Annotated in this window: 27 protein-coding genes and 1 tRNA gene; 5 read left to right on the forward strand and 23 right to left on the reverse strand. The window is 71.5% G+C overall.

Annotated features, from left to right (window positions below; genetic code table 11):
- The first annotated feature begins 65 nt into the window (after positions 1-65).
- Positions 66-578 (forward strand): DoxX family protein, encoded by a 513-nt coding sequence (locus BAY60_RS28800; RefSeq protein WP_112284485.1) that lies wholly within the window; start codon positions 66-68, stop codon positions 576-578.
- A gap of 259 nt (positions 579-837) precedes the next feature.
- On the opposite strand, the gene BAY60_RS28805 is transcribed toward BAY60_RS28800, so the two are convergent.
- Genes BAY60_RS28805 through BAY60_RS28820 form a run of 5 tightly spaced genes read right to left on the reverse strand, consistent with a single transcriptional unit; the run spans position 838 to position 5,921 of the window.
- Positions 838-1,875: a fatty acid desaturase family protein gene (locus BAY60_RS28805; RefSeq protein ID WP_112284486.1), complete on the reverse strand. Its 1,038-nt coding sequence runs from the start codon at positions 1,873-1,875 to the stop codon at positions 838-840.
- The gene (locus tag BAY60_RS36875; protein ID WP_146771100.1) at positions 1,872-2,264 is read right to left on the reverse strand and encodes a hypothetical protein; all 393 of its coding nucleotides are present in this window, start codon (positions 2,262-2,264) and stop codon (positions 1,872-1,874) included. Before BAY60_RS36875 ends, BAY60_RS28805 begins: the two co-directional genes overlap by 4 nt.
- Before the next feature lie 44 nt (positions 2,265-2,308).
- Positions 2,309-3,373, reverse strand: a complete 1,065-nt coding sequence (locus BAY60_RS28810) for a flavin-containing monooxygenase (RefSeq protein ID WP_112284487.1) — start codon at positions 3,371-3,373, stop codon at positions 2,309-2,311.
- The gene (locus BAY60_RS28815; RefSeq protein ID WP_112284488.1) at positions 3,370-4,590 is read right to left on the reverse strand and encodes an MFS transporter; all 1,221 of its coding nucleotides are present in this window, start codon (positions 4,588-4,590) and stop codon (positions 3,370-3,372) included. The genes BAY60_RS28810 and BAY60_RS28815 overlap by 4 nt, the downstream gene beginning before the upstream one ends.
- Positions 4,590-5,921 carry an FAD-dependent oxidoreductase gene (locus BAY60_RS28820; protein WP_112284489.1) on the reverse strand — a complete coding sequence of 444 codons (1,332 nt, stop codon included), beginning with the start codon at positions 5,919-5,921 and terminating at the stop codon, positions 4,590-4,592. Before BAY60_RS28820 ends, BAY60_RS28815 begins: the two co-directional genes overlap by 1 nt.
- A 99-nt stretch (positions 5,922-6,020) precedes the next feature.
- Between BAY60_RS28820 and BAY60_RS28825 the strand changes: the two genes are divergently transcribed.
- On the forward strand, positions 6,021-6,878 hold the full coding sequence (locus BAY60_RS28825) for a helix-turn-helix domain-containing GNAT family N-acetyltransferase (protein WP_112284490.1): 858 nt from the start codon (positions 6,021-6,023) through the stop codon (positions 6,876-6,878).
- Positions 6,879-6,981: 103 nt separating this feature from the next.
- On the forward strand, positions 6,982-7,662 hold the full coding sequence (locus BAY60_RS28830; RefSeq protein ID WP_245992847.1) for a hypothetical protein: 681 nt from the start codon (positions 6,982-6,984) through the stop codon (positions 7,660-7,662).
- 38 nt (positions 7,663-7,700) lie between these two features.
- On the opposite strand, the gene BAY60_RS37640 is transcribed toward BAY60_RS28830, so the two are convergent.
- From BAY60_RS37640 to BAY60_RS28870, 7 genes are all read right to left on the reverse strand, one after another.
- Entirely contained in the window at positions 7,701-8,051 is a 351-nt protein-coding gene (locus tag BAY60_RS37640) for a hypothetical protein (protein WP_211330489.1), read from the reverse strand.
- A 663-nt stretch (positions 8,052-8,714) separates the two neighbouring features.
- Positions 8,715-8,927, reverse strand: coding sequence for a hypothetical protein (locus BAY60_RS28845; protein WP_245992848.1), 213 nt, complete (start codon positions 8,925-8,927; stop codon positions 8,715-8,717).
- Between the two features lie 53 nt (positions 8,928-8,980).
- The gene (locus BAY60_RS28850) at positions 8,981-9,307 is read right to left on the reverse strand and encodes a DUF6247 family protein (protein ID WP_112284491.1); all 327 of its coding nucleotides are present in this window, start codon (positions 9,305-9,307) and stop codon (positions 8,981-8,983) included.
- Positions 9,308-9,395: 88 nt separating this feature from the next.
- Entirely contained in the window at positions 9,396-9,497 is a 102-nt protein-coding gene (locus tag BAY60_RS28855) for a hypothetical protein (RefSeq protein ID WP_342769793.1), read from the reverse strand.
- Positions 9,498-9,675: 178 nt separating this feature from the next.
- Positions 9,676-9,749 (reverse strand) — tRNA-Leu (locus BAY60_RS28860).
- Positions 9,750-9,776: 27 nt separating this feature from the next.
- Positions 9,777-11,099 carry an NAD(P)/FAD-dependent oxidoreductase gene (locus BAY60_RS28865; protein ID WP_112284493.1) on the reverse strand — a complete coding sequence of 441 codons (1,323 nt, stop codon included), beginning with the start codon at positions 11,097-11,099 and terminating at the stop codon, positions 9,777-9,779.
- Positions 11,100-11,183: 84 nt separating this feature from the next.
- Positions 11,184-11,891: a uracil-DNA glycosylase gene (locus BAY60_RS28870; RefSeq protein ID WP_112284494.1), complete on the reverse strand. Its 708-nt coding sequence runs from the start codon at positions 11,889-11,891 to the stop codon at positions 11,184-11,186.
- Positions 11,892-11,923: 32 nt separating this feature from the next.
- Here BAY60_RS28870 and BAY60_RS28875 point away from each other — a divergent pair, with 32 nt between their 5' ends.
- The gene (locus BAY60_RS28875) at positions 11,924-13,411 is read left to right on the forward strand and encodes a S10 family peptidase (protein ID WP_112284495.1); all 1,488 of its coding nucleotides are present in this window, start codon (positions 11,924-11,926) and stop codon (positions 13,409-13,411) included.
- A gap of 7 nt (positions 13,412-13,418) precedes the next feature.
- On the opposite strand, the gene BAY60_RS28880 is transcribed toward BAY60_RS28875, so the two are convergent.
- The 10 genes from BAY60_RS28880 to BAY60_RS28925 all read right to left on the reverse strand — a co-directional run bounded on the left by BAY60_RS28880 (position 13,419) and on the right by BAY60_RS28925 (position 22,683).
- A complete protein-coding gene (locus tag BAY60_RS28880; protein ID WP_112284496.1) occupies positions 13,419-14,315 on the reverse strand; it encodes an RNA polymerase sigma-70 factor in 897 nt (298 codons plus the stop codon).
- Positions 14,316-14,345: 30 nt separating this feature from the next.
- Positions 14,346-14,732, reverse strand: a complete 387-nt coding sequence (locus BAY60_RS28885; RefSeq protein WP_112284497.1) for a DoxX family protein — start codon at positions 14,730-14,732, stop codon at positions 14,346-14,348.
- Between the two features lie 124 nt (positions 14,733-14,856).
- Positions 14,857-16,560 (reverse strand): S8 family serine peptidase, encoded by a 1,704-nt coding sequence (locus BAY60_RS28890; protein ID WP_112284498.1) that lies wholly within the window; start codon positions 16,558-16,560, stop codon positions 14,857-14,859.
- A 112-nt stretch (positions 16,561-16,672) separates the two neighbouring features.
- Positions 16,673-17,626, reverse strand: coding sequence for a Ppx/GppA phosphatase family protein (locus BAY60_RS28895; protein ID WP_112284499.1), 954 nt, complete (start codon positions 17,624-17,626; stop codon positions 16,673-16,675).
- 24 nt (positions 17,627-17,650) lie between these two features.
- Positions 17,651-18,961 (reverse strand): lytic murein transglycosylase, encoded by a 1,311-nt coding sequence (locus BAY60_RS28900; RefSeq protein ID WP_245992849.1) that lies wholly within the window; start codon positions 18,959-18,961, stop codon positions 17,651-17,653.
- A 127-nt stretch (positions 18,962-19,088) separates the two neighbouring features.
- Positions 19,089-19,595 (reverse strand): DUF501 domain-containing protein, encoded by a 507-nt coding sequence (locus BAY60_RS28905; RefSeq protein WP_112284679.1) that lies wholly within the window; start codon positions 19,593-19,595, stop codon positions 19,089-19,091.
- Positions 19,588-20,112 (reverse strand): FtsB family cell division protein, encoded by a 525-nt coding sequence (locus tag BAY60_RS28910; RefSeq protein WP_112284501.1) that lies wholly within the window; start codon positions 20,110-20,112, stop codon positions 19,588-19,590. Before BAY60_RS28910 ends, BAY60_RS28905 begins: the two co-directional genes overlap by 8 nt.
- Positions 20,113-20,120: 8 nt before the next feature.
- The gene (gene eno, locus BAY60_RS28915; RefSeq protein ID WP_112284502.1) at positions 20,121-21,407 is read right to left on the reverse strand and encodes a phosphopyruvate hydratase; all 1,287 of its coding nucleotides are present in this window, start codon (positions 21,405-21,407) and stop codon (positions 20,121-20,123) included.
- Positions 21,408-21,505: 98 nt separating this feature from the next.
- Positions 21,506-21,964: a VOC family protein gene (locus BAY60_RS28920; RefSeq protein WP_245992850.1), complete on the reverse strand. Its 459-nt coding sequence runs from the start codon at positions 21,962-21,964 to the stop codon at positions 21,506-21,508.
- Positions 21,965-21,978: 14 nt separating this feature from the next.
- Positions 21,979-22,683, reverse strand: a complete 705-nt coding sequence (locus BAY60_RS28925; RefSeq protein WP_245992851.1) for a hypothetical protein — start codon at positions 22,681-22,683, stop codon at positions 21,979-21,981.
- 454 nt (positions 22,684-23,137) lie between these two features.
- Between BAY60_RS28925 and BAY60_RS28930 the strand changes: the two genes are divergently transcribed.
- Positions 23,138-23,539, forward strand: coding sequence for a tetratricopeptide repeat protein (locus BAY60_RS28930; RefSeq protein ID WP_112284503.1), 402 nt, complete (start codon positions 23,138-23,140; stop codon positions 23,537-23,539).
- 138 nt (positions 23,540-23,677) lie between these two features.
- Here the strand turns inward: BAY60_RS28930 and BAY60_RS28935 are convergent, their stop codons facing one another.
- Positions 23,678-24,412, reverse strand: a complete 735-nt coding sequence (locus BAY60_RS28935) for a lysozyme family protein (protein WP_112284681.1) — start codon at positions 24,410-24,412, stop codon at positions 23,678-23,680.
- Positions 24,413-24,421 lie beyond the last annotated feature (9 nt).

The following is a 24,421-nucleotide window of genomic DNA, read 5'->3' on the forward strand; positions in this document are numbered from 1 at the left end:
TGACAAGATGACGTCCGTCCGGCAATCTTGTCAGTGTCAAGTTGACGTTGCGGGGAGGGGATCCCATGTCTGTGCTGCTGATACTCGTGCTCGTCACGCTGGGATTGCTGGCGGCGGGCGCCATGGGCGTGCGGCGGTTGCGGCCGTGGCCGGTGGCGGTGCGCGGCGGCATCGCGGCGATGTTCACCGCCACCGGTGTCTCGCACTTCGTCGGGATGCGCGGCACCTTGATCGACATGGTGCCTCCGGCGCTGCCCGCCCCCGAGTTGCTGGTGACCGTGACCGGGGTGCTGGAGCTGGCCGGCGTGGTGGGGTTGCTGTGGCACCGGACGGCGCCGTGGGCGGCGGGCGGGCTGAGCCTGCTGCTCGTCGCGATGTTCCCGGCCAACGTCTACGCGGCGCAGTCCGGGCTGCTGACGGCGTGGGACGACCAGCTGTGGCCCCGTACGGCACAGCAGGTCATCTTCCTGGCCGCGACGCTCGCGGTGGTGGTGCACGCCGTGCGCTCCCGCCGCCGCGAAGCCCAGCCCCTGCCAGCGGACGCGGACCCGTCACCGGCGCACACCGGCCCCCGCTGACGGGCTCCGGCCTGGCACCGCCAGCGAGCCGAAGGGCACCTTGGGTACGCATCAGGTACCCAAGGTGCCCTTCGGCTCGGCACCGGCACCGGCGACGCGCACACCGGCGACGGCCACGTGCACACCGACACCCACCAACCCACCCGGCACGGCACCACCAACGCCAGCGAGCCGAAGGTGACCTTGGGTACGCATCAGGTACCCAAGGTGCCCTTCGGCTCGCTCGGCTCGGCTCGGCAGCGGGCCGGGACTCGCCGGCCTACGCGGTGCGGGCCCGGTCGGCCGCACGCAGCGGCGCGCCCATCTCGTGCAGGTGCTCCAGCACGTGGCGGTAGGACCGGACGAGACTGGTCTGGCTGTAGGAGATGCCGTGCTCGGCGCAGAATCGCCGGACGATCGGCTGGGCATGCCGCAGGTGCGGCCTCGGCATGTTCGGGAACAGATGGTGCTCGATCTGGTAGTTCAACCCGCCCAGCGCGAAGTCGGTGAGCCGCCCGCCGCGCACGTTGCGCGACGTCAGCACCTGCCTGCGCAGGAAGTCGAGCGGCTGGCCCGTCATCGTCGGCATCCCCTTGTGGTTGGGGGCGAACGAGCATCCCATGTAGACACCCCACAGGGCCTGGTGGATCACGACGAACAGCACCGCGAGCCCAGGCGAGAGCACCAGGAAGACCGCGGCCAGATACACCACGACGTGGGCGGTCAGCAGCGCACCTTCCAGCCTGCGTGCCTTCGTCTCGCCCCGCCAGATGGCCCGGATCCCGGACACGTGCAGGTTCAGCCCTTCGAGCGTCAGCAACGGGAAGAACAGCACGGCCTGGTGCTTGGCCATCCAGCGCAGGAACCCGGACTTGATCCGCGCCTGCCGGCTGGTGAAGGCCAGCGCGGGGATGTCGAGGTCGGGATCGTGGTCCTCGTGGTTGGGATTGGCGTGGTGCCGGTTGTGCCCGCTGATCCACCAGCGATAGCTCATGCCGACCAGTCCACCGTGCACGGTGCCCAGGATGTCGTTGGGACGGCGCGTGCGGAAGATCTGCTTGTGCCCTGCGTCGTGGCCGATGAACGCCAGTTGCGCGAACACGACCGCCAGCACCGCGGCGATCATGAGCTGCCACCAGCTGTCGCCGAGGAAGGCGAACGCGACCCAGGCCCCGGCCAGCACGGCCAGGTTGCCGGCGATCTTCCACGCGTAGTAGCCGTAGCGACGGCGGAGCAGCCCGGCGGCCCGCACCTCGCCCAGCAGGGCCGCGTACTCACCGCCGGTTGTCGTCGTCGCCGTGGCGGCGGAGCCGCTCATCGCCGCGGTCCGGTACTGAGGCCGGACGGCGCCGCGGAAAAGCGGACCTGCCGTGCCCGGTCGCTGGCGGCCGTGGGCTCACTGGCGGGAGACTGCGTGACCGGGTGGCTGAAGACCACCGGCGCGACGGTCGATCCGGCCGGGGACGAGCAGGGGTCGTTGGTGGGCATGAAAGCTCCTTCGGCGGCAACCGCAATGGCGACCGGCTGGTCGAAAAATGGCGCGGGAAACGGGCCGGGTGGGCGAACTCGATCACTCGCACGATGTCGCGAGACCCGTTCGCGCTGACAGATACGGGGCAGGTCGCCCAGCTCGACGTCGGCCATGAATCGACGTCGTCCGAAGCGCTCGGCTACGAAACGGAGCGCCTGCTGCTCCTCACGGTACACGTCCCCGCCCTCCGCCGGTGCATTTCGGCGGATCGGCGGTGCGCTCAGGCCACCAGAGCGCCTGCCTTGCCGACGTGCGCGGCCAGCGCCGCGGTGACGTACTCGGCGTCCCGGTGCACGCCACGCAGGGTGTTGGACGCGAACGAGCGCTGGAACTCCAGCCCGACGTAGACCAGGCCGGGGTGAGTCGCGGAAAGCCCTCCGGAGTGCAGGGGGAGGCCGTCCGCGAGCGCACCGAGCGGTTCGAGGTAGTCCAGGTGCGGCCGGTACCCGGTGGCGAACAGCACCGTGTCCACCCGCTCGCGCGTGCCGTCCGGCCAGACGACATGGTCGCCGTCGAAGCCGGTGAACACCGGCCGCCGGTCGAGGCGGCCGCTGTCGAAGGCACGGCGGTAGTCGCCGGTGTCCAGCACCAGCGTGGCGGTGACCAGGCGAGCCAGCCATTCCGGCGGCAGGTCGTCGAAGCCGGTGCGCCGCAGCCAGTAGTGCAGGTCCTGCCCGTCGTGCCGCTGCGGCACGAACCCGATCGGGCCGCGGGTGGCGAGCGTGACGTCGGCGACGTCGGCCAGCTCGTAGCCGATCTGCACCGCCGAGTTTCCCGCGCCGACGATCACGACGCGCTGCCCCGCGAAGGGCTTGGGGTTGCGGTAGTCCGCCGCGTGCAGCACCTCGCCGGTGAAGCCCGCGTGGCCGGGCAGCTCCGGCCGGTGCGGGTTGCCGAAGGAGCCGCTGGCGGCCACGACGCCTGCCGTGGGCAACGTCTGGCCGTCGGCGGTGCGGACGGTGAACCCGCCCGCCTGGTCGGCGGTCACGGCGACGACGCGCGTGCCGGTGCGGATCTCGACGTCCAGGCTCGCGGCCTGACCGCGCAGGTGGTCGGCGACCTCGTCCCGGGTGGGATAGCGCTCGGGATCGCCGGGGAACGGCGCGTGGGGCGGGCCGCTGTAGCCCGCGGGAGAGAAGAGGGTGAGGCTGTCGTAGTAGCGCGGCCACGAGCCCGCCGGCTCGGGCCCCGCTTCCAGGACCAGCGGGGTGAGGCCCCGGTTCCGGGCCGCGCGGGCTGCGGCGATCCCGGACTGGCCGCCGCCGATCACGATGACGTCGTTCATGGTGTCCTCTCGGGTGCGGGTGGTGTGCTGGCCAGCCCGAGCGCGGAGCCTCCCAGTGCGAAGGCGGCGAGCACGAGAAACATCGGTGAGTAGCCGCCGAGCGCGGCGGCGAGGCTCGCACCGGCCCACGGGGCCAGTGCGACGGTGACGGTGAGCGGGGCGGAAAGGATGCCGGTAAGCCGGCCGTAGTGGGTGGCGCCCCAGCGGTCGGTGACGGCCGTGGCCTGCAGCAGGGTGAGAATGCCGCGGGCCATGCCCGCGACGACGGCCGCCGTAATCAGCGCCGCCACCGACGTCAGCACGCCGAGCAGGGCGGTGGTGACCGCGACCGCGGCCAGGACCAGTACGGTCCGGGCCCGCACGCCCAGTCGCCGGGCCAGCGGCGCGTAGCCGAGACGGCCGAGCACCTGGCCGAGCCCGCCGAGGCCGAGCGCCACGGCCGCCGTTCCCGCACCGACCCCTCGCTCGGCGAGCAGGGGTACCAGGTTGATCACCACCGCATAGGTGGCGAGCGCCGTCAGCGCGAACGCCGCGACGAGGGCGGCGAACGGGCGGCTGCGGGCGACGTGACCCGGCGTCTGACCGGCGACCCTGTCGCCGCGGGTTTCGGGAGGCGGCCAGGGACCACGCAGGCCCCAGGCATGCCCCGGCAGCGTGACGGCCGCCAGCACGATCGCGAGCACGACGTAGACCGCGCGCCAGTGCAGGTGGGCCGCGAGGGCGGCCGTCACGGGCGCGAACACGGTGCTGGCGAGCCCGGCCGCGAGCGTCAGCAGCGTCAGCGCCCGCACGCGGCGTGGCCCGTACCAGCGGGTCAGGGCCGCGAACGCGGGCGGGTAGAGCACGGCCCCCATGGCGACGCCTGCCAGCATCCACGCGGCGAAGAACCACGCCAGGTTCTGCGCGGCGGCGACGGCCAGCAGCGCGGGCGCCGCCAAGACCGACCCGGCGGTCATCACGGCGCGCGGGCCGCGCCGGTCGAGAATCCGCCCCACCGGGATGCCCACCAGCGCCGCCACCAGCTGGCCCGCCGAGAACGCCGCCGTCAGCGACGCCAGCGACCAGCCGGTGTCCGCGCTGATGTCCGAGGCCAGTACCGGGAACGCGTAATACAGCACGCCCCAGCTGGTGATCTCGGTGACGCACAGGGTGGCCAGCACCCGCCGCAGCCCGGCCTCGGTCAGCGACGCCACCGGCGCTGCCGGGGGCAGCGCCATCAGCGCTGGGCCGACGGGGCCGCCAGGCCGAGCACCTCCGGCTCGCCGCCGCCGCAGCAGCCGCCTGCCGCCGCACCGTCCGGCTCGTCGAACAGCCCTGCGCCGCCGCACACCCCGGTCTCGGGCAGCACCAGTTCCACCCGCTCCGCGGCGGCCTGGTCGCCCGCGAGCTGCGCGGCGATGCTGCGTACCTGCTCGTAGCCGGTCATCGCCAGGAAGGTCGGCGCCCTGCCATAGCTCTTCATCCCGGCGAGGAACACCCCGGGCTCCGGGTGCGACAGCTCGCGCACGCCGTGCGGGTACACGGTGCCGCACGAGTGCACGTTCGGATCGATCAGCGGTGCCAGGCTGACCGGTGCCTGCAACGTCACGTCGAGGTCGAGCCGCAGTTCCGACAGCCACGACAGGTCCGGCCGGAACCCGGTGAGCGCCACCACCTCGTCGATCTCGCCGAGGCGCTCGCCGTGGTCGGACACCAGGGCCAGCCGCCCGCCGGGCTCCCGCTCGACGGCCTCGGTACGAAAGCCGGTGACCACCCGTACGTGGCCCGCGGCCACGGCGTCTTTCGCCCGCTGCCCGAGCGCCCCGCGCGCGGGCAGCTGGTCGGCGTCACCGCCGCCGAAGGCGTCGCCGACCTTCCCGCGGCGCAGCACCCAGCTCACCCGCGTTCCCGTGTCCGCGAGGCCGGTGAGCGCGACCAGCGCCGTCAGTGCCGAGTGCCCGCTGCCGGCCACGGCCACGTGCCTGCCCGCGTAGGGGGCGCGCGTCCTGTCGTCGGTCAGGTCCGGGACGCGGTAGGTGATGCGGTCGGCCGCCGCCCGCTCGCCGAGTGCGGGCAGGCCATCGCCGCCGACGGGATTGGGCGAACCCCACGTGCCCGAAGCGTCGATGAGCGCGCGGGCGGCCAACCGCTCCTCGGCGCCGCTGGAGTGTCTGATGTGGACGACCAGCGGCTCGCTGTCCCGACCCGCGTCCACCACCCGGTCCCGGCCGCGCCGGGCCACGCCGGCGACCTCGGCGCCGAACCGCACGCGGGACCCGAGAGCCGCCGCCAGCGGACGCAGGTACTCCTCCGCCCACTGCCGCCCGGTCGGGTACGTCTCGGCCACGGGCGGCTGCCACCCGGTCGCCTCGAGCAGCCGCCGCGCGGCCGGGGCCACCAGCTCCGACCACGGCGAGAACAGCCGCACGTGGTGCCACTGCGCCACCGCCGCTCCGGCCTGCGTGGCGCGTTCCAGCACCACCGGCTCGATCCCGCGCTCGGCCAACTCGGCCGCGGCGGCCAGGCCCACCGGACCGGCCCCCACGACGGCCACCGGCAACTCACTCATGAGTCTCACCCTTCATCGACTGCCATCGATTGACTTGGGCGAGACTGTATCGACCGGCATCGATTGACGCAACCATCGATCGGTGTCGATAATGCGGGCATGACGACGACCGCTCCGCAGCCATTGCTGCTGCCCGACCAGGAGGCCGCCACCTACGCCGAGTGGTTCGCCTGCCTGGCCGAGCCCACGCGGGTGCGGCTGCTGCACGCCGTGGCCGTCAGCCCGGGCGGCATCACCGTCGGCGCACTGACCGAGCAGCTCGGCATCAGCCAGTCCACCTGCTCACACCACGTCCGCAAGCTTGCTGACGTGGGGTTTCTTCGTCTGCACAGGGAGGGCACGACCACCCGGGTGTGGATCAACGAGAACTGCTGCACCGGCCTGCCGCACGCTGCCGACGCGGTGATGGGACTGCTGGCGCCGCGTCCCTGCTGCCCGGAGGACACCCCGTCGGACGTGCACATCCGGGAGCTGCGGCCCGGTGACTGGCCCGCCGTGCGGCGGATCTACGGCGAGGGCATCGCCACCGGGATCGCCACCTTCGAGACCGCCGTGCCCAGCCGCGGCACCCTCGACGCGCAATGGCTGCCCGGACACCGATGGGTCGCCGTCCTCGACGGCGAGGTCGTCGGCTGGACCGCGCTGAGCCCCGTTTCGGCGCGCGCCTGCTATGCCGGGGTGGCCGAGAGCTCGATCTACGTCGCCGAGCACTACCGTGGCCGCGGGGTCGGCAAGGCGCTCATCCGCAAGCAGGTCGTGGAGGCCGACGACGCCGGGCTCTGGACGCTGCAGACCTCGGTGTTCACCGAGAACCGCGCCAGCATCGGGCTGCACCACTCCGCCGGCTACCGCACCGTCGGCGTCCGCGAACGCATCGCCCAGCGCGACGGCACGTGGCACGACACCATCCTGCTCGAACGCCGCACCGACGCCGTCGCGCGGCCCACCTGCGGCTGACCGGGGCCTGGTCTGTTCGGGTGGTTCGGCCGCATTCGGATGTCGGCCGCTCAGCGGCGCGCCAGAATCGGCCCTCGGCAAGACCCAGGGAGGAGGTTCTGCCGTGCCCGTGATTCGCAGCCGGCCGGATGGCAGCAAGTATCCGATCACCCCGAAGAAGGGCGGCGGAGCAGTCGTGGCCGCGGCCATACTCGCAGGCGGGCTCGCGGCAGGCGGCGGCCTGGGAGGCGCCGGCTCAGCAGGGACCACGGGGGCTGCCCTCGACGCGGCAGCCGGCCAGGCTCTGCGCGCGAAGACCAGCAGCGCCCGAGCGGAGGCCCGTCAGGGACGCGCCAAGCGCGCCTGGAGCCGGCTCGGCTGGCGCAGGCTCGAACGCTGGGGCGAGCAGGCGGCGAACTGTGCCATGCATTCCTACGGCGAGGTGCAACAGTTCTTCCTGCGCACCCCGTGCCGGTCGTTGAAGCGACGGTTGCTCGTCATCGGAGACGGCCACGGCAACACGATCGTCGTGGCGATCGCCTGGGTGCGCATGGCCAACCGGGATCACGCACAACGCCTCAAGGATCTCGCCGACACGGACGGCACGGGAAACGTCACGCCCCGCCGGGCCGCGGCGCTCGGCGTGGCCGGAGTCGAGTTCACCGGCCTGCACTATCACTCCGAGCGCCGCGGAGCCACAACCGTGATCGCCGAGGCCGAGCCGGTCACCGGCCACCCTGACGGCGCCGTCCTGGACGCGGCGACCGAGATCGCGGTGGCATTTCCGCCGCCACGACGACGGTGACCGCGGGAGGGCCCGCCTCGCCACGAACCCCGATGGCGTCACTGACCACGCCGATCGGGCCGATCAAGCACGCCGCCATCGCCGAACGCCGCTGGTTCCAGCATGTTCTGCTCGGTCTGGACGCAGTCGAATGCGATGGCAACGCCATCCCTGGCGAAGGCAGCTTCGTCGTCGCCGAAGGGGGAAATGCTGGCCGACGTGATCGCCGAATTCGAGCGCACCAGCGAGCGGGCAGACCCGCTCTGGCCACGATGTGGTTCCTCGTTGAGGCCGGGCGTTTCTGGTTCAGTTCGCCCGGCACGATCGAGGGTCGGCCATCGCCGTTTCTTGACGCAGCCCGCGACGGACGAGACGTGGCGGCGATGGTGGCCACGTTCGATCCACCACACGATGTGCGGCAGGTCCGAGCGTCGGGACCTGCACGGCTGGAGACACGAGACGTCGCACGGGTACACCGGATCTACGAGCGCACATTTCACTCAGCCACCGCGTGCCTGCCCGGCTGCCCTTTGGCACGGCGTGATAACCCTCCAGGAGGTCGGCGAGATGCCGCTCGGTCGCACACGGACGCAACCGCCGCGCTCGACCCCGCCACCTCGAAGACTTGCCTGTCCGGCGAGGACGTTCTCGCCTTCTTGAGCTGCGGTCCTCGGTGCAGCCGCCGGCCTGTCGCGTGGCTGCCAGAGGTGAGCGCCGCGCCATGCCGGCCGATAGCGGCGCGGCCTCGGAGGGCGCCACACTAGAGGACGTCTTGTGAGGGTCACCGAGCTAGTGGGGCACTCGATCTTGGTTCCCCACAGATAAGGTCTCCGACCAGTGCGGATGGTGCCCCGACGGGACTCGACCCGCACTCGATCGATTTCCGATCGGTGATCATCGAACGTTGCTGACGCCTGCTGTCATCCCGCACTACCTGCATCCTTAGCAGAAGCTTATGCCTGTCCTCTATCAACGCCTCGGGACGTATCGCACTGAGTTCCGGGGGAAACTCGGTGCCTCTCGCCTCGTCGCCGAGTGAGCGTAAGCGGCTTTGTTCTTGCGATCCGTTGACCTTATTCGCGCCCGAGCCAGGTCACATTCAGCACGTCCACCCGGTCCTGATCGTCAAGGACAAGATAGGTGACGAACCCACGGCCGTTCGCGAAATCGAGTTGCCGCATCCAGCCGTCCGGGTCGGCCTCGTTGTACGGGCGGCCGTTCCACGGCGTGAGCTCGAGGACACCCATTGCGTCGGCCAGCAGGCAGCACGTCCGCTGGAAGGGCACGGATCTGGGAACGGACTTGTGGGTCCGTCACTATGCGGTAGGCCACCGGAAGGTCAGACGCCCAGCTCGGCCCGTAGCTGATTCCACTCGACGGCACCCTCGGGCGGTTCGCCGGTGCGGCGGGTCCGCTCGGCCTGCTGGAGCATCCGACGGTGCGCGGCCGGGTCGGCCTGCGTCATCTGGGCGATGCGCCGCCAGTTCGCCAACGTCGACTGCAGCACTTCCAGGCTCACCGTCTCCGACGCGTCCCGTAACGCCTGCTGATACGCAGCCTCGAACGCGGGAACTTCCTCGGGCAGCAGGGCAGCCCGGATGTCCCGGGGCAAGTCGAATCGCGCCCGGTCCGGGTTCCTGCCGTGGTGCGAGGCCGCCGCAGTCATGCCTACACGATAACCCGCGACGAACCGGCACAGGTCGTTCTGGACACGCATGAAGGACGAAACGCGGCTGCTGGCGTCGGACGCCGATTCACCGTCGCTTGGTGACGAACGTTCCGCGACCGTGGGTGACTGTCACAGGACCCTCGTCGCGCAGCGCCATCACGGCTCGCCGAACCGTCACACGTGCCACGCCGCAGATGGCCGCAAGTTCCCTGACCCAGGACGTCTACATGGGGCGCGGGGGCGCGTCGCCTCGGGCAGCGTCGGCGCTGGAGTCGCTCGAAAATGGCGGGCGATTCGAATTCCGGGGATAAACCGGGGAAATGATCTCGGATGCCCTGCCCCAGGTCGCTGACCAGTGCGGATAGTGCCCCCGACGGGACTCGAACCCGCACTTGATCGATTTTAAGTCGACTGCCTCTGCCGATTGGGCTACGGGGGCACCGTGCAGCTTATGCCCCCGTGGCCGTCAGGACCGAGAAGCCCGGGCGAACTCTTCCTTCGGGTTGTTGATCTGGCCCAGCGAGACGACCTCGCGGCGGAGCAGGCCACCCAGCGCCCAGTCGAGCAGGATCCGGACCTTGCGGTTGAAGGTCGGCATGGCCTTGACGTGGTAGGCGCGGTGCATCACCCAGGCCGCGAAGCCCTTGACCTTGATGTTGAACGTGTCCGCGACACCCTTGTGCAGGCCGAGGCTGGCCACCGAGCCGACGTTCCTGTGGTAGTAGTCCACCGGCTGACCGCCCCGGAGCACCCGGATGATGTTCTTCGCCAGGTGGCGCGCCTGCCGCACCGCGTGCTGGGCGTTCGGCGGGCAGGTCGCCGTCGGGTCCTCCTCGGTCCGCGAGAGGTCCGGCACGGCCGCGATGTCGCCCGCCGTCCACACGTTCGGCTGGCCGACCACCTGCAGGCCCGCGGTCGCCTGGAGCCTGCCACGCTTGTCGACCGGCAGGTCCGAGTTGGCCAGCACCGGGTTGGCCTTCACGCCCGCCGTCCAGATGATCGTGTCGCTGTCGAACTCGGTGCCGTCGGAGAGCACGACATGCCCGTTCTCGAACGACTTGGCCGCCGTCGACAGGTAGACCTCGATGCCGCGCTTCTCGAGCTGCTCGGCCGTCCAGACGCCCAGCGTCTCGCGCACCTCGGGCAGGATCCGGCCCGCGGCCTCGACGAGCACCCACCGGATGTCCTCCGGCTGGATGTTCTCGTAGTAGCGGGTCGCGAAGCGCGTCATGTCCTCCAGCTCGGCGAGCGCCTCGATGCCCGCGAAGCCACCGCCGACAACGGTGAAGGTGAGCAAACGCTTGCGCAGCTCGGGGTCGAGCGTGCTGGCGGCCTCGTCCAGCTTCGTCAGCACGTGATTGCGCAGGTAGATCGCCTCGCCGATGGTCTTGAAGGCGATGCCCTCCTCGGCGAGGCCGGGGATCGGCAGGATCCGCGCGACCGAGCCGAGCGCCACCACGAGCACGTCGTAGTTGAGCTGCTCGATGTGGCCGTCGGCCGCCTCGACCGTGACGGTCTTGCGCTCGTTCTCGATCTTGGTGACGCGCGCGGTGAGCACGTGGCAGCGTCGGAGCACCCGGCGCAGCGGCACCACCACGTGCCGGGGCTCGATGGCCCCGGCAGCCGCCTCGGGGAGGAACGGCTGGTAGGTCATGTGCGGCTGAGGATCGACGATGGTCACGGAGGCCTCGTTGGCGCGGAGCTTCTTCTGGAGTCCCAGCGCCGTGTACAAGCCGACGTATCCGCCACCGAGGACCAGGATCCGCGTCGGTTCCGACTTGACTGCCATGACTCCATGGTCGCACCGGTCCCCGGGGAATGCTCGCGGACCCTACCTGGCTGTGACCAGCGTCGCCACGTTTACGCAAACGATTCAGTCGAGCCCCGCGAGTGATGCTCCTCTCGCGAGCACCTCACGCACCATGGCAGGCGTCAACCTGCCCGTGAAGGTGTTCTGCTGCGACACGTGGTAGCACCCGAGCAGGTGCAGCTCGGACGGCCCTTCCAGGCGCACGTGCGCGCCGTGACCGAAACGCGGGCGCGGGCGCGGCACCTCCCACCCCGCCTCGGCGAGCACCGGCAGCAGCGCCTGCCAGCCGAACCCGCCCAGAACCACCACGGCACGCAGCGTCGGGCGGAGCAGCTCCAGCTCGCGGGCCAGCCACGGGCGGCACGTGTCACGCTCGGCAGGGGTCGGCTTGTTGTCGGGGGGCGCGCAGTGCACCGGCGCGGTGACGCGCGTACCGCGCAGGGTCAGGCCGTCGTCGCGGTGCACCGCCGTGGGCTGCGAGGCCAGCCCCACGTCGTAGAGGGCCTGGAACAGCACGTCGCCCGAGCGGTCGCCCGTGAACATCCGGCCGGTGCGGTTGCCGCCGTGCGCGGCAGGCGCGAGCCCGACCAGGGCCAGCGAGGCGTCGGCGGGCCCGAAGCCGGGCACCGGCCTGCCCCAGTACTGCTCGCCCGCGTAGGCGGCGCGCTTGGTCCTCGCCACCTGCTCCCGCCACCGCACCAGGCGGGGACAGGCGCGGCACTCGCTCACGGCCGCGTCGAGCGCCGCGAGCGACTTCGGTGCTGTCGCCACAACTCCATTGTGCCGTGATCTAGGTTGGAGCCATGCCCGAGACCACGAACAACGACGCCGCCGAGCCCACCGGCAAGGCGGAGTCCGCGCCGGAGCCCACCGACGACCTGGTCACCACCCAGCACACGCTCACGGTCAAGCGCCGCAAGCTGGCCTACACGGCCCAGACCGGGCGGATCGTGCTGCGCAAGGAGGTCCTCACCGACGGCAAGTTCGAGGGTCACAGGCCCAAGGCCGAGGTGTTCGTCACCGCCTACACGCTCGACGGCGCCGACCCGACGACACGACCGGTGACCTTCGCCTTCAACGGCGGCCCCGGCTCGTCGAGCATCTGGCTGCACATGGGGCTGCTCGGGCCGCGCCGCATCGTCTCGGGCGACGTCGACGCCCCGGAGCCGCCCCCGTACCGGCTCGCCGACAACCCGGAGACGCTGCTCGCGCACAGCGATCTCGTGTTCATCGACCCGGTCTCCACCGGGTACTCGCGCGCCGCCAACGGGGAGAAACCGAAGGACTACCACGGGTTCACGCCCGACGTGGAGTCGGTCGGCGAGGTGATCCGCCTGTGGACCTCCCGCAACGAGCGGTGGATGTCGCCCAAGTTCGTCGCCGGCGAGTCGTACGGCACCCTGCGGGCCGCGGCGCTGGCGTCGCACCTGCAGGAGCGGCACGGCCTCTACCTCAACGGGCTGCTGCTGATCTCGTCGGTGCTCGACATGGGCACGATCGTCTTCCACGAGGGCAACGACCTGCCCTACTCCCTGTACGTGCCGACGTACGCCGCCATCGCGCACTACCACGGCAAGCACGGCGACCGCGCGCTGGAGGACGTACTCGCCGAGGCGGAGGAGTTCGCCGCGCGCGACCTGCCGTGGGCGCTGCAGCGCGGCGCCCGGCTCTCCGCCGACGAACGAACCGACCTGGTGAGCAGGCTCGCCGGACTCACCGGGCTTTCGGAGTCCTATGTAGACCGGGTGAACCTGCGCATCGAGCACGTCCGCTTCTTCACGGAGCTGCTGAGGGACGAGGGCCTCACCACCGGCCGCATGGACGGCCGGTTCACCACGTGGGAGCCGGACGGCGGCCGGGAGCACATGAGCGACGACGCCTCGATCTCGCGCATCATCGGCGCGTACTCGGCGGGCTTCAACCACTACGTGCGTTCCGAGCTGGAGTACTCCAACGACCTGCCGTACGAGATCCTCTCGCTCGATGTCAACCGCGCGTGGTCGTACTCCGACTTCGAGGGCCGCTCGGTGTCCGTGGTGGACGGTCTCAGCGCCGCGATGCGCGCCAACCCCCATCTGCGGCTGCACGTGGCGCTCGGCCACTACGACGGCGCGACGCCGTACTACGCGGCCGAACACGTGCTGGCGCAGCTGCGCATCCCGGACGACCTTCGGTCCAATGTGGAGACCGCCTACTACCCGGCGGGCCACATGATGTACGTCCACGAACCGTCGCGGGTGCAGCAGTCCAGGGATCTGGCGGCCTTCGTCCGGTCCGCGGCCAACCGCTGAGCGGCACTCAGCGCAAGGTCAGCGGCGTCTCGGACTCGACGTGGGTGAGCTTCTCCGGGTTGCGCACGTAGTAGATGCCGGTGATGCGGGCGTTCTCGACGCGGATCGCCATGATCCCGTCGAGTTCGCCGCCGAGGCGCACGACGAGGGCAGGATGGCCGTTGACCACGGTGACCTCACCGGTCAGCGGGTCCTCGAGCCTGCCGAGCCCGCCGAAGAGCAGCCTGCCCACCTTCTCGGCGCCGGCCACCGGCCGCAACGCCGCCTGCTTCACGCCGCCGCCGTCGCTGACGAGCACCACCTCGGGGGCGAGCACGTCGAGCAGCCCCTGCAGGTCCCGGGTCTCCACCGCGCGCTGGAACGACTCCAGCGCCGCCCGGGTCTGGCTCGCCGAGACCACCGTGCGCCGCCTGCGCGCCTCGACGTGCCTGCGGGCGCGCAGCGCGATCTGGCGCACGGTCACGGGGCTCTTGTCGACGGCGTCCGCGATCTCGTCGTAGGTCAGGCCGAACGCCTCGCGCAGGACGAACACGGCACGCTCGGTCGGCGACAACGTCTCCAGCACGAGCATCAGCGCCATCGACACGCTCTCGGCGAGCTCGACGTCCTCGGCCACGTCCGGTGTGGTCAGCACCGGCTCGGGCAGCCACGGCCCCACGTAGGCCTCCTTGCGGCGCCGCATGGTGCGCAGCCGGTTGAGCGCCTGCCGGGTCGTGATCCGGACCAGGTAGGCACGCTGGTCGCGCACCTGCGCCAGGTCGACTCTGACCCACCGCAGCCAGGTCTCCTGGAGCACGTCCTCGGCGTCGGCGGCCGACCCGAGCATCTCGTAGGCGACCGTGAAGAGCAGGTTGCGGTGCGCGACGAAAGCCTCGGTCGCCGGGTCCGTGACACCCTCGCCCATTCTCGGGGTTCCTCTCCTCGTCTCGCCGCGTCAGGCCGCGAACGGCTCCGGACCGAACCGGCCCCACGCGATGAAGGCGGCGAGGGCCAGGTAGGTCAGGTTCAGCCCCACGAACAGCGCGCCGTCGCGGTAGCGCACGTGGGTGATGATCGCGCCGATCATCAGCGCGATCCAGCAGATGGCGGTCACCGGCACCAGCACCGGCGCGATGTCGACCACAGCGGGCAGGACCAGGCCGGCCGCGGCCAGCAGTTCGACGATCCCGAGGGTCTTGAGGAAGACGACGCTGACGTCCCCGGTCCACGCTCCGCCGTGGATGGCGGCCAGCTTCCGCTGCGGCACGAACGTCTTGTTGAAGCCGCTGAGCAGGGCCACGGCGGCGAGCAGCCCGGCGGCGATCCAGAGTGCGAGGTTCATGAGGCTCCTTGTCGTTGACGAAAGGGTCGGCCCCAAGACACCGCGGACTCGGTCGGCGTGACAGCCTGTGACGCAGAATGACCCGTTACCGGCCGCACGCCGGTAACGGGTCGCTCTGCACACCTCAGCCGCGGGACTGGCGGCCCGCGGTGACCGCGGCGTAGGCATCCACCGCGCCGTGACCGTAGAAGCCGTTGAACTCCTCGGTGCCCGTGCAGGTCGCGGTGAACGACTCGTCGCGGCCCTCGTCGAGGTAGTCGACGGTGGCCGGGACCGGGCACGCGATCTCGGCCGCTGTGCCGAGCAGGACCCGCTCCACGGCGTCCGGGCTCATGCCGAAGTCCCCGAGCCGCTGCCCGCCGTACTGCGACACGATCAGCGCCGCGACACCGCTCGCGTGTGGTGCGGCCATCGACGTGCCCTGCAGGTACTGGTAGTAGCCCACCGTGCCGTCGGCCGCACTGGCCCTCAGGACGCCCAGCTCCCTGCCCTGCGGGGTGATCCGGCCCTTGGCGTCCACATTGCCCTCCGCGACGGCGATGTTGCGCGGATAGGCCGACAGGATCATGTTCTCGTTGGTGCGGAACCAGTCCGTGCCGAAGAAGTCCCGGTAGAAGCCGCCCGGTGCGGAGACCGAGATCTGCTCCTCGCCGTAGTTGGAGTAGTCGGCCTTGGCCTGCGACGGCCCGAACGCCGACACCGCGATCGTGTGCGCGCCCTCCGTCGGCAGCGAAAGGCACGTGTCGTTGTCGATCGTGCGCTCGTGCTCGTTGCCCGCCGGGTAGTTGGGGCTGCCCGAGTCGGGCTGCGGCGCCCCGAGGTCGGTGTGCTGGTTGCCCAGCGCCACCACCTGAGTCACGCCCTTGCGGTGCGCGTAGGACAGGGCCCGGTGGACGGCCGCGATCGTGATCCGCTGCGCCTGCTGCTGCTCGGCGGAGTCGGCCTCGTTCGCCACGCAGTTGTAGAGCCACGGGTCGATGTAGAACGACATGTTGATGACGTCGATGCCGTGGTCGGCCGCGTAGGTGATGGCGTCGACGGAGGGCTGCAGGAAGAAGTAGCCGGAGTCCTGGCCCGCCCGCAGGTTCACCAGGCGGACGTTCGGGGCGACGCCGGAGATGCCGGTGCCGTTCGCCGCCGCCGCGATGGTGCCCGCCACGTGCGTTCCGTGCCCGTTGCCGTCGTGGTCGGCCGGGTCGACGCAACCGCGGAACTCGCACGGCCCGTCCACCTCGTTGCCGTTCGGGTCGGCCGGGATGTCGCGCACGAAGTTGCGCGACAGCGCCGCGTCGAAGTTCGGCTTGATGTCCGGATGCGAGCCGTCGACCCCGGTGTCGATCACGCCGACGGTGACCCGCCGGTCGCCCGGCTGCACGGTGCGCGCCAGGTCGGACCGGACCGACTTGAGGCCCCACAGGTGCTCGTCGAGCGGATCGCCGCCGGCCGGCCCGGCCTTCGCCGCCGGCCGCCGGGAGGTGCCGGGCACATGACGGTTCTCCCGCTCCACGGCATCGTCGGACACGGCCCTGCGCTGCTGTGGCGCCGCACCGATCGGCCGGGCCCTGCCCGCGCCGTCCACGGCGGCGTCGTCGGCGAGCCGGGCCGCGAAGCCGTTCGCGGGCGCGGTCGCGGTGATGAGCCCGACCGCCCGGTTCACGGTGCGGACGGTGCCGCCCGCGTCGCGCACCGCCTCCACGGCCGCCGCGACCGGCTGTCCCTCGGCGGCGAGCACGGTGTACTCCGTTGCCGGACCGGACAGCTCCGGCTGTGCGGCGGCGGCCGGGGCGGCCATGGTCAGCAGGCCGCCGAGCAGCGGTGCGGTGAGCATCGCCGCGACACGTTTCGGTTTCCTCACTCGGTTTCCTTCCTCGAGCGCGAGTGAGAAAAACCTAACCGGCGGCCGACGTCCGCGGTGGGAAATACCTACGAAAGTGAGGTGTTCAGGCCAGCGACAGAGCGATGCCGTCCAGGATGTCGTGCTCGCTGACGACGAGGTCGGACGGTCCGCCGCGGGAGGCCAGTTCGGCCGCGAGCGCGTCCACGATCAGCGCCCCGCCACCGATGACGTCGACCCGGCCGGGGTGGATCACGGGATTGGCCGCCCGCGTCGCGTGGTCGGCTCCCAGCAGCTCGCCGGTGATGCGCTCGATCTCCGCGCGGCTGAGCCGGGACAGGTGCGTGCGCTCGGAGTCGTACTCCGGCAGCTCCTGCGCCACCGCCGAGAGGGTCGTCACGGTGCCCGCCACCCCGATCCAGGTGGCGGCCTTCGAGACGTCGACGGAGGCGAAGGCGTCGGCCAGCACATCGGCGGCCAGCGTCCGCGCGGCGGCGATCTCGGGGCCGGTCGGCGGGTCCGAGCGCAGTGTGCGCTCGGTGATCCGCACGCAGCCGATGTCGACGGAACGGGCGGCGAGGACGTCGGCGCGGCGGCCGTCCCAGGTGCCCAGCACCAGCTCCGTGGAGCCGCCGCCCACGTCCACGACGAGAAACGGGCCGTCGTCGGGATCCTGCTCGCCCACCGCGCCGGTGAACGACAGCCTCGCCTCCTCGTCGCCGGTGATCACCTCGGCCTCCACTCCGAGAACGTCGCGGGTCATGGCGAAGAAGTCGTCGCGGTTGCTCGCGTCGCGGGTGGCCGAGGTGGCGACCATGCGCACCTTCTCCACGCCCTTGCGCCGCGCGGCGATCGTGTACGCGGCGAGTGCCTCCCGCGTGCGCTCGAGCGCCTCGGGAGCCAGCCTTCCCGTGGCGTCGACGTCCTGGCCGAGCCGCACGACACGCATCTCCCGGTGCAGGTCGCGCAGGTCGACGGTGCCGTCGTGGCGATGCGTCAGCTCGGCGACGAGCAGGCGGATGGAGTTGGTTCCACAGTCGATGGCGGCTACCCGAGGCATGTCGCCACCCTAGCCCGTGGGGTGCTACGGCTCCGTGCTCGCGGTGGTGCCCGACGTGGTGGTCGTGGGCTGGGTGGTGCCGGAGGGCTCCTGCTGCTGGTCGCCGTCGGCCGGGTCCTCCTCCGTCTCGCAGGTCTCCGGCGGGGTGGTGGTGGTGCCGGTGTCCTGCTCGGCGTCCGGGCTCGGCTCCGGGGCCTCGGTCTGCTCCGGGTCCTGGGTCTGGTCCGGGTCCTCGCACTGCTCATCGGGCGGCGGCGTGGTGGTGCCGTCGTCGGGCGGCGGGGTGCTGTCGTCCGGCGGTTCCTCGTCCGGCGACGTGGGCTGGGTCGGAGACGCCGGGGGCTTCGTCGACTGGCCGGGCAGCTGCGGCGCGGTGGGCTCCCCCGACGGCGAGGTGGGAATCTTCGACGCCGACCTCGGCGCCGTGCCGGTGCCGCCGCCCGATCCGGTGCTGGCGTTGTGCTCGGGCAGTGACGGTGCCTCCACCTTGACGACGTCGGGCACCGCGAGGGGCACCTTGCTGTCGGGCACCTCGGACACGCCGCCCCGGTAGGCCTTCGCCCAGCGGATCACGGTCTCCACGTAGGCGTCGGAGTTGTTGTACCGGTACAACGCCGCGCGCAGCTGGTCCTCCTTGGCGAGGTCCAGGCCACCCGAGCACAGGTAACGAGCGGTGGCGACGGTGGAGTCGAAGATGTTGTTCGGGTCGCGGACGCCGTCGCCGTTGCCGTCGGCGCCGTAGCGGGCCCAGGTGGCGGGGATGAACTGCGTGGGCCCCACCGCGCGGTCCCACACGCGGTCGCCGTCGTGGCGCCCGCCGTCGGTGTCGGCGATGGCGGCCACCGGGCCGACGCCGTTGAGCACCGGCCCGAGGATCGGCTCCAGGGTGTTGCCCTTGGCATCGACGTACCCGCCGCGTGCGTGGTTGGACTCGATGCGGCCGATGCTGGCGATCAGCGCCCAGTCGATGTGGCAGCCCGGGTACTCGGCGCCCACGGTCCGCGCGGCGTTGCGGTACGCCTTGAGCGCCGTGCTCGGGATGCCCTGCGGCCCAGGCTCCGGCGGCTCGTACACCAGCAGGTCCTGCGGGTTCGGCTGGTTCGGCAGGCTTCCGTCGACCGACAGCGCGCCGGATCCGGGCAGGTGGCCGCCTTCCAGGCCGAGCGAGCCGTCGACGTTCTTCTCGACGGCCGCGGCCGAGGTCTCCCAGCCGCTCGTGCGATCGGCGAGCGCGGCGGCGGGCACCACCGCGAGCGTGCCACAGGTCAGTATGACGACGATCCGCTGCTGCGGGCTGAGCCTTCGGAAGCCGCCGGCCGTCCGGATTACCCCCACTACCAAGTCCTCCCAGCCCGCGTGCCGTGTCGTTGCCGTCCAGAGACTATGTCGGACAGCCTGCCTCACGGGCGGTGGACATTTCACTATCCACAGGTGAATTCTTCCGTGGATTGCTCCGGTTGCACTAATCCCGTGCGGCGCATTCCCCGGCAGGCCAGCCGTTCTGGCGCACGAGTTCGAGGGTTTCGTCGCCGAACGGGTTCACACCGGTGCCGCGAGCCAGGGTGTGGGCGAGATGGACGTGCAGACACTTGACCCTGCCCGGCATGCCGCCCGCGGTCACCTGGTGTCCGAGCGGCTCGATGGCGTCGCGCTCGGCGAGATACGACTCGTGCGCCCGCTGGTAGGCCGCGGCCAGTTCCGGGTCCTGACCGAGCCGCTCGGTCATCTCCCGCATCACGCCGGAGGCCTCCAGCCTGCCCACGAGCGAGGCGAGCGCCGGGCACGTCAGGTAGTACAGCGTCGGAAACGGCGTGCCGTCCTCCAGCCGGGGACTGGTCTGCACCACCGAAGGATGCCCGCTCGGGCAGCGCGCCGCCACGGCCCGCAGCGCCCTCGGCGGCCTGCCGAGCTGCGCCGCGATGAGCTCGCGGTCGGCCTCGGTGACGGGTTCGAACTCGGTCCTACTCACCATTGTTCACGCTATCCCAGAGCTCTTGGTACCAGGCGCCCTCGGGCCGCGCGGGCTCGCCGTGCGCCCGCTGCTCGGCGGCCTTCTTGTCCTCGGGCAGCTGCACCATGTACGGCGTCTCGCCCGGCATGACGTAGCGAAGCCTGCGCCGCGCCTCGGCCTCCACCTGCGCGGGATCGGCCAGGTCGGCCTTGCGCTGCTCCAGCTGGTCCACCTGCCGCTCCAGCTGGGCCTGCCGCGCCTCCTGCTCGGCGACGTCGGCGCGCTGGGACAGGTAGGTGCGCAACGGGACGGCGAGTGTGAACGCCAGCGCGCACACCACGATCGCCACGAGTGCCGCACGTCGCGTGGTGGAAAGGCCGAGCACCTTCGCGGCGCTCGACGCCCTCGTTGCGCTGAGCCCCCGCCGCAGGCGCGAACGGCGGTCCTCCCGGCGCGCGCGCTGCGGGCGGCGCGGGGACGAGCTCTGCGCCCGTCCCCCGCTCCGCCTGCTGCGCGCCCTGCCCCGCTCGGCCACGGCTGTTCTCAGCCCTCCGGGGAGAATCTCGGGAAGGCGAGATCGCCCGCGTAGCGCGCGGCGTCGCCGAGGGTCTCCTCGATCCGGAGCAGCTGGTTGTACTTGGCCACCCGCTCACTGCGGGCAGGCGCGCCGGTCTTGATCTGGCCGACGCCGGTGGCCACGGCCAGGTCGGCGATGGTGGTGTCCTCCGTCTCGCCGGAACGGTGGCTCATCATGCACTTGTAGCCGTAGGAGGTGGCCAGCGTCACCGCGTCGAGCGTCTCCGACAGCGTGCCGATCTGGTTGACCTTCACCAGCAGCGCGTTGGCCGCGCGCCGGGAGATGCCCTCCTCGAGCCGGTCGGGGTTGGTGACGAACAGGTCGTCGCCCACCAGCTGCACGCGCTCGCCGACCTCGGAGGTCAGCCGCACCCAGCCGTCCCAGTCGTCCTCGGACAGCGGGTCCTCGATCGACACCAGCGGGTAGTTGTCGAGCAGCTCGGTGTAGTAGCCGGCGAGCTGCTCGGCGCTGCGCTTGGAGCCCTCGAACGTGTAGGCGCCGTCGGAGAAGAACTCCGTGGCGGCCACGTCGAGCGCGAGCGCGATGTCCCGGCCCGGCTGGTAGCCCGCCTTCTCGATGGCGGCGAGGATGATGTCGAGCGCCTCCCGGTTGTTCGACAGGCTCGGCGCGAACCCGCCCTCGTCACCGAGACCGGTGGACAGGCCGCGGCCCTTGAGCACCGACTTCAGCGAGTGGTACACCTCCGCGCCCCAGCGAAGGGCCTCGCGGAACGACTCCGCGCCGATCGGCGCGATCATGAACTCCTGGATGTCGACGTCGGTGTCGGCGTGCGCCCCGCCGTTGAGGATGTTGAGCATCGGCACGGGCAGCACGTGCGCGTTCGGCCCGCCGAGGTAGCGGAACAGCTCCAGCTCCGCCGAGTCGGCGGCCGCCTTCGCGACGGCCAGCGACACGCCGAGGATCGCGTTGGCGCCGAGCCGGGACTTGTCCGGCGTGCCGTCGAGATCCAGCAGCTTCTGGTCGACGATGCGCTGGTCGACGGCGTCGACCCCGGTCAGGTCCGGCCCGATCTCGTCGAGCACCGCCGCGACCGCGCGCTCGACGCCCTTGCCGCCGTAGCGGCCCGCGTCCCCGTCACGCAGTTCCACGGCCTCGTGCTCGCCGGTGGACGCGCCCGACGGAACGGCGGCCCGCGCCAGCGTGCCGTCGTCGAGGGCCACCTCCACTTCCACGGTCGGGTTGCCACGAGAGTCGAGGATCTCCCTCGCGCCCACCTGCTCGATAACCGCCACGCGTTGCTCCTCACCCGGTTGTGCCAGCGACGACGGCACCCAGCGTAGTCGTAGGCCGCGGGCGTTCGTCGGAGGCACACGGTGGTGTGCTCTGATCCTCAGCGATCCTCGGCGCGGATCTCCTGCCACCCGGCAGGCAGCTCGACGGTGTCGGAAACGCGCTGCCAGAAGGCCCAGCTGTTGCCGCCGATGTCCTGCACCGTGAACAGCCGGGCGCCGTAGGGCTGGTTCTGCGGCGGCGCCACCTCGACGGTGTCGCCGACCGCTTCGCACACGCGCTCGTACTGGGCATCGACGTCGTCGACGTAGACGACGTTGAGCTGGCCGACCGGCCCGTCGACGCCCTTGGCCTCCCAGTAGTCGGAGCCGACGGCGGTGAGCTGGATCTCGGCGTCGCCCGCGATGACGGTCGCCTGGAACACCTCACCGGCAGCGTCGACGTAGCGCACCTTCTCCCCGAAGCCGAAGACGCGCGTCAGCCACTCCACCGCCTCGGTGGCATCGGTGTAGTACAGGTACGGCGCGAGGCCGAGGTACCTCGGGTCTTCGTCGCTCATGACCGGCAAGTCCATCACATCGCGCCGTGCCGCGGTGAACTCACCCCGCCTCGCGGGCTCCACAGGAGTCCTCGTGCGGGATCGGAAGGGTGTGGTCGAAGTACTCCGGCGGTCGGCGGTCGGCGGTCGGACGGCGGTCCCGTCCGCTGGTCGAGGTAGGCCGGGGCGAGCAGGCCCTCGTCGCGCAGCGGCCCGCAGGCCATCGAGTAGACGAACGAGTCGCTGCCGTCGAAGTGGAAGCCCTGGTCGGCCTTGCGCCAGCGGTCGCCGCGGGCCAGCACGAACGACACGTCGGCGCGCAGCATGGTGACCAGGTCGAGCGGCGCCCGCGCCCGCGAGGGGTCGTCGACGTCGAAGGCGTAGGCGAACACGTAGTTGGTGCGGATGCGCAGCTCGCCCTGCCGGTCGCCGGGCTCGGCCCGCATCGTGCCCCGGACCTTCGGCGCGACGGGCAGCAACCGGGAGCCGGGCGCGATGCGGGTGGCCAGCGACACCGGCCACGGCTCGCGGCGCAACTCCGTACGCAGGTGCGCTCGCCCGCTCGGCGCGAACAGGCGCACGAAGGCACCGGCGTCGCCGCGCTCGAGCATCGCCGGGGCCAGCCGCGACGCCACGAGCATGGCCTTGACCTGGCGCTGGGCCCGCGCGACCTCCTCGGCCGTGAACCCGGCGACCGGCGCGGGTTCGGGCAGCACGTTGCCGTCGGCGCCGCCGCCCACGACCGGGCGGGGGTGTCGAGAAACGGCCGCGTCGTGTCGATCGGGTCGGCGGCGGGCCGGTCGGCGTAGGTGCCGGGCGGCTGGGCGTCCCTGCGCTCGCCGATCAGGTGGATGCCGCCTGCGGCGACACCGAGGATCACCGCGACGACCAGCACGGTCCTGGCGTGCCGGAAACGCTTGCGTGGCCGGTTGCCCCAGATGGCCCCTGTCCGCGGCGGACCTTGCGCGCCTCGCGGCGTGCCCGGCGTTCGGCGGCCTTCCTCCAGCCGGGATCGCGCAGGTCGGGATGGTCGAACGGATCGGGCCGCACCGGGGACCTCCATCGGGGTGATCGAGAACGCCCCTTGATCGAGACCCGGTGCCGTCCCGTTAGCACCGGAAAGCGGATCATGACCGACTCGAAACCATCACGGGGTCGAGAATCGGATGTCTCGGCGGTACCGTCGAAAGGACCATGGTTGACGAGATGCCACCTTCGGAGCCATCGGGCGAGGCCCGGTTCCGGGCCTTCCGTCAAGCAGAGGTGCTGGTGCGCCGGCGCCCGCTGGACGCGCTGAAGGTCCTGCAGCCGGTGCTGGAGGCCGAGCCGGACAAGCCGAGCGTGCAGCTGCTCGCCGGGCGCGCGTACTTCCACTCCGCGCAGCTCAACCGTGCTGAACGGGCGCTGACCAAGGTGGTCGAGCTGGATCCGTCCGACCACTACGCACGCTTCGTCCTCGGAAGGACACTGCAGCGCCTCGGCCGTCTGGTCGAGGCGCTGGCTCAACTACGGATGGCCTCGGCGATGAACCCGGTTCCCGAGTACCAGGACGCCATCGGCCAGGTCACCGCCCGCCTGGCCCTCGGTAACCACTGAGACTTCCGTACCCACCCGCCGCCCGGGTGCCGGTGCCGGGCAAGCTCCCCAATGCCACATTTGTTCCACTCAGTGGAGCGAATGCGGCATTCGCTCCATCCAGTGGAGCGAATGCCGCATTGGGGAGCTTGGGCGGGGTCAGCGGCGGGGGCGGGTGGCGTCGGCGTAGGCGGCGGCTCCGCTGAACACATCGCGGGCGTAGTCCACCGAGTTGTTGTAGGTGAGCACGGCGTCCCACCAGCCCACCGGCGTGCGCAGGTCACGGCCGTTCCAGCACAGGTAGCGGGCGGCGGCCAGTGCCGCGTCGTCGATGTTCTGCGGGTCGGGCCGCGCGCCGTCGCGCACCGCCCTGCCACCCCAGCGCTGCCACGTGCTCGGCAGGAACTGCATGGGGCCGACGGCGCGGTCCCACCTGCGGTCGCCGTCGAGCCGCCCGCCGTCGGTGTCGGCGATCCTGCGCACCCCGGGAGAGCCGTCCAGCGGCACGCCGATGATCGGCCGGTGCGGCGTGCCGTCGCCGCGGAGGCCGTTGCCGTCGAGCGTGCCGTGGTGCGACTCGACCCTGCCGATCCCGGCCAGGGTCCCCCACGACAGGTGGCACCCGGGCCGCTCGCCGCGCATCCACATCTCGGCCCTGCCGTATGCGGCGAGCGCCCTGGCGGGCACTCCGGTGCTGGCGGCCACCCGCTCGGACCAGGCGTCCAGTTCGGCCTGGTCGGACGCGGCCGGCCGGTCCACAGGCGCCGCGACAGCGGCACGGGGCACGGCGGCATGCGGCTGCGGCCTCCGGTCGGGAACCGGGATCGGGGCCGCGGAGCCCTCGTCGCCCCGGTTCATGCCGATCGTGAAGATCAGCGTCAGGCCGGTGGCCACGATGAGCAG

The organism is Prauserella muralis (assembly GCF_003202285.1).
GTDB classification, from domain to species: domain Bacteria; phylum Actinomycetota; class Actinomycetes; order Mycobacteriales; family Pseudonocardiaceae; genus Prauserella_B; species Prauserella_B muralis.

Excerpts from the sequence above, each read along its gene's own strand:
- BAY60_RS28800 (WP_112284485.1), top strand. The coding sequence starts at position 66 with ATGTCTGTGCTGCTGATACTCGTGCTCGTCACGCTGGGATTGCTGGCG.
- BAY60_RS28805 (WP_112284486.1), bottom strand. The coding sequence starts at position 1,875 with ATGAGCGGCTCCGCCGCCACGGCGACGACGACAACCGGCGGTGAGTAC.
- BAY60_RS28810 (WP_112284487.1), bottom strand. The coding sequence starts at position 3,373 with ATGAACGACGTCATCGTGATCGGCGGCGGCCAGTCCGGGATCGCCGCA.
- BAY60_RS28815 (WP_112284488.1), bottom strand. The coding sequence starts at position 4,590 with ATGGCGCTGCCCCCGGCAGCGCCGGTGGCGTCGCTGACCGAGGCCGGG.
- BAY60_RS28820 (WP_112284489.1), bottom strand. The coding sequence starts at position 5,921 with ATGAGTGAGTTGCCGGTGGCCGTCGTGGGGGCCGGTCCGGTGGGCCTG.
- BAY60_RS28825 (WP_112284490.1), top strand. The coding sequence starts at position 6,021 with ATGACGACGACCGCTCCGCAGCCATTGCTGCTGCCCGACCAGGAGGCC.
- BAY60_RS28850 (WP_112284491.1), bottom strand. The coding sequence starts at position 9,307 with ATGACTGCGGCGGCCTCGCACCACGGCAGGAACCCGGACCGGGCGCGA.
- BAY60_RS28865 (WP_112284493.1), bottom strand. The coding sequence starts at position 11,099 with ATGGCAGTCAAGTCGGAACCGACGCGGATCCTGGTCCTCGGTGGCGGA.
- BAY60_RS28875 (WP_112284495.1), top strand. The coding sequence starts at position 11,924 with ATGCCCGAGACCACGAACAACGACGCCGCCGAGCCCACCGGCAAGGCG.
- BAY60_RS28880 (WP_112284496.1), bottom strand. The coding sequence starts at position 14,315 with ATGGGCGAGGGTGTCACGGACCCGGCGACCGAGGCTTTCGTCGCGCAC.
- BAY60_RS28885 (WP_112284497.1), bottom strand. The coding sequence starts at position 14,732 with ATGAACCTCGCACTCTGGATCGCCGCCGGGCTGCTCGCCGCCGTGGCC.
- BAY60_RS28890 (WP_112284498.1), bottom strand. The coding sequence starts at position 16,560 with ATGCTCACCGCACCGCTGCTCGGCGGCCTGCTGACCATGGCCGCCCCG.
- BAY60_RS28895 (WP_112284499.1), bottom strand. The coding sequence starts at position 17,626 with ATGCCTCGGGTAGCCGCCATCGACTGTGGAACCAACTCCATCCGCCTG.
- BAY60_RS28920 (WP_245992850.1), bottom strand. The coding sequence starts at position 21,964 with ATGAGCGACGAAGACCCGAGGTACCTCGGCCTCGCGCCGTACCTGTAC.
- BAY60_RS28930 (WP_112284503.1), top strand. The coding sequence starts at position 23,138 with ATGGTTGACGAGATGCCACCTTCGGAGCCATCGGGCGAGGCCCGGTTC.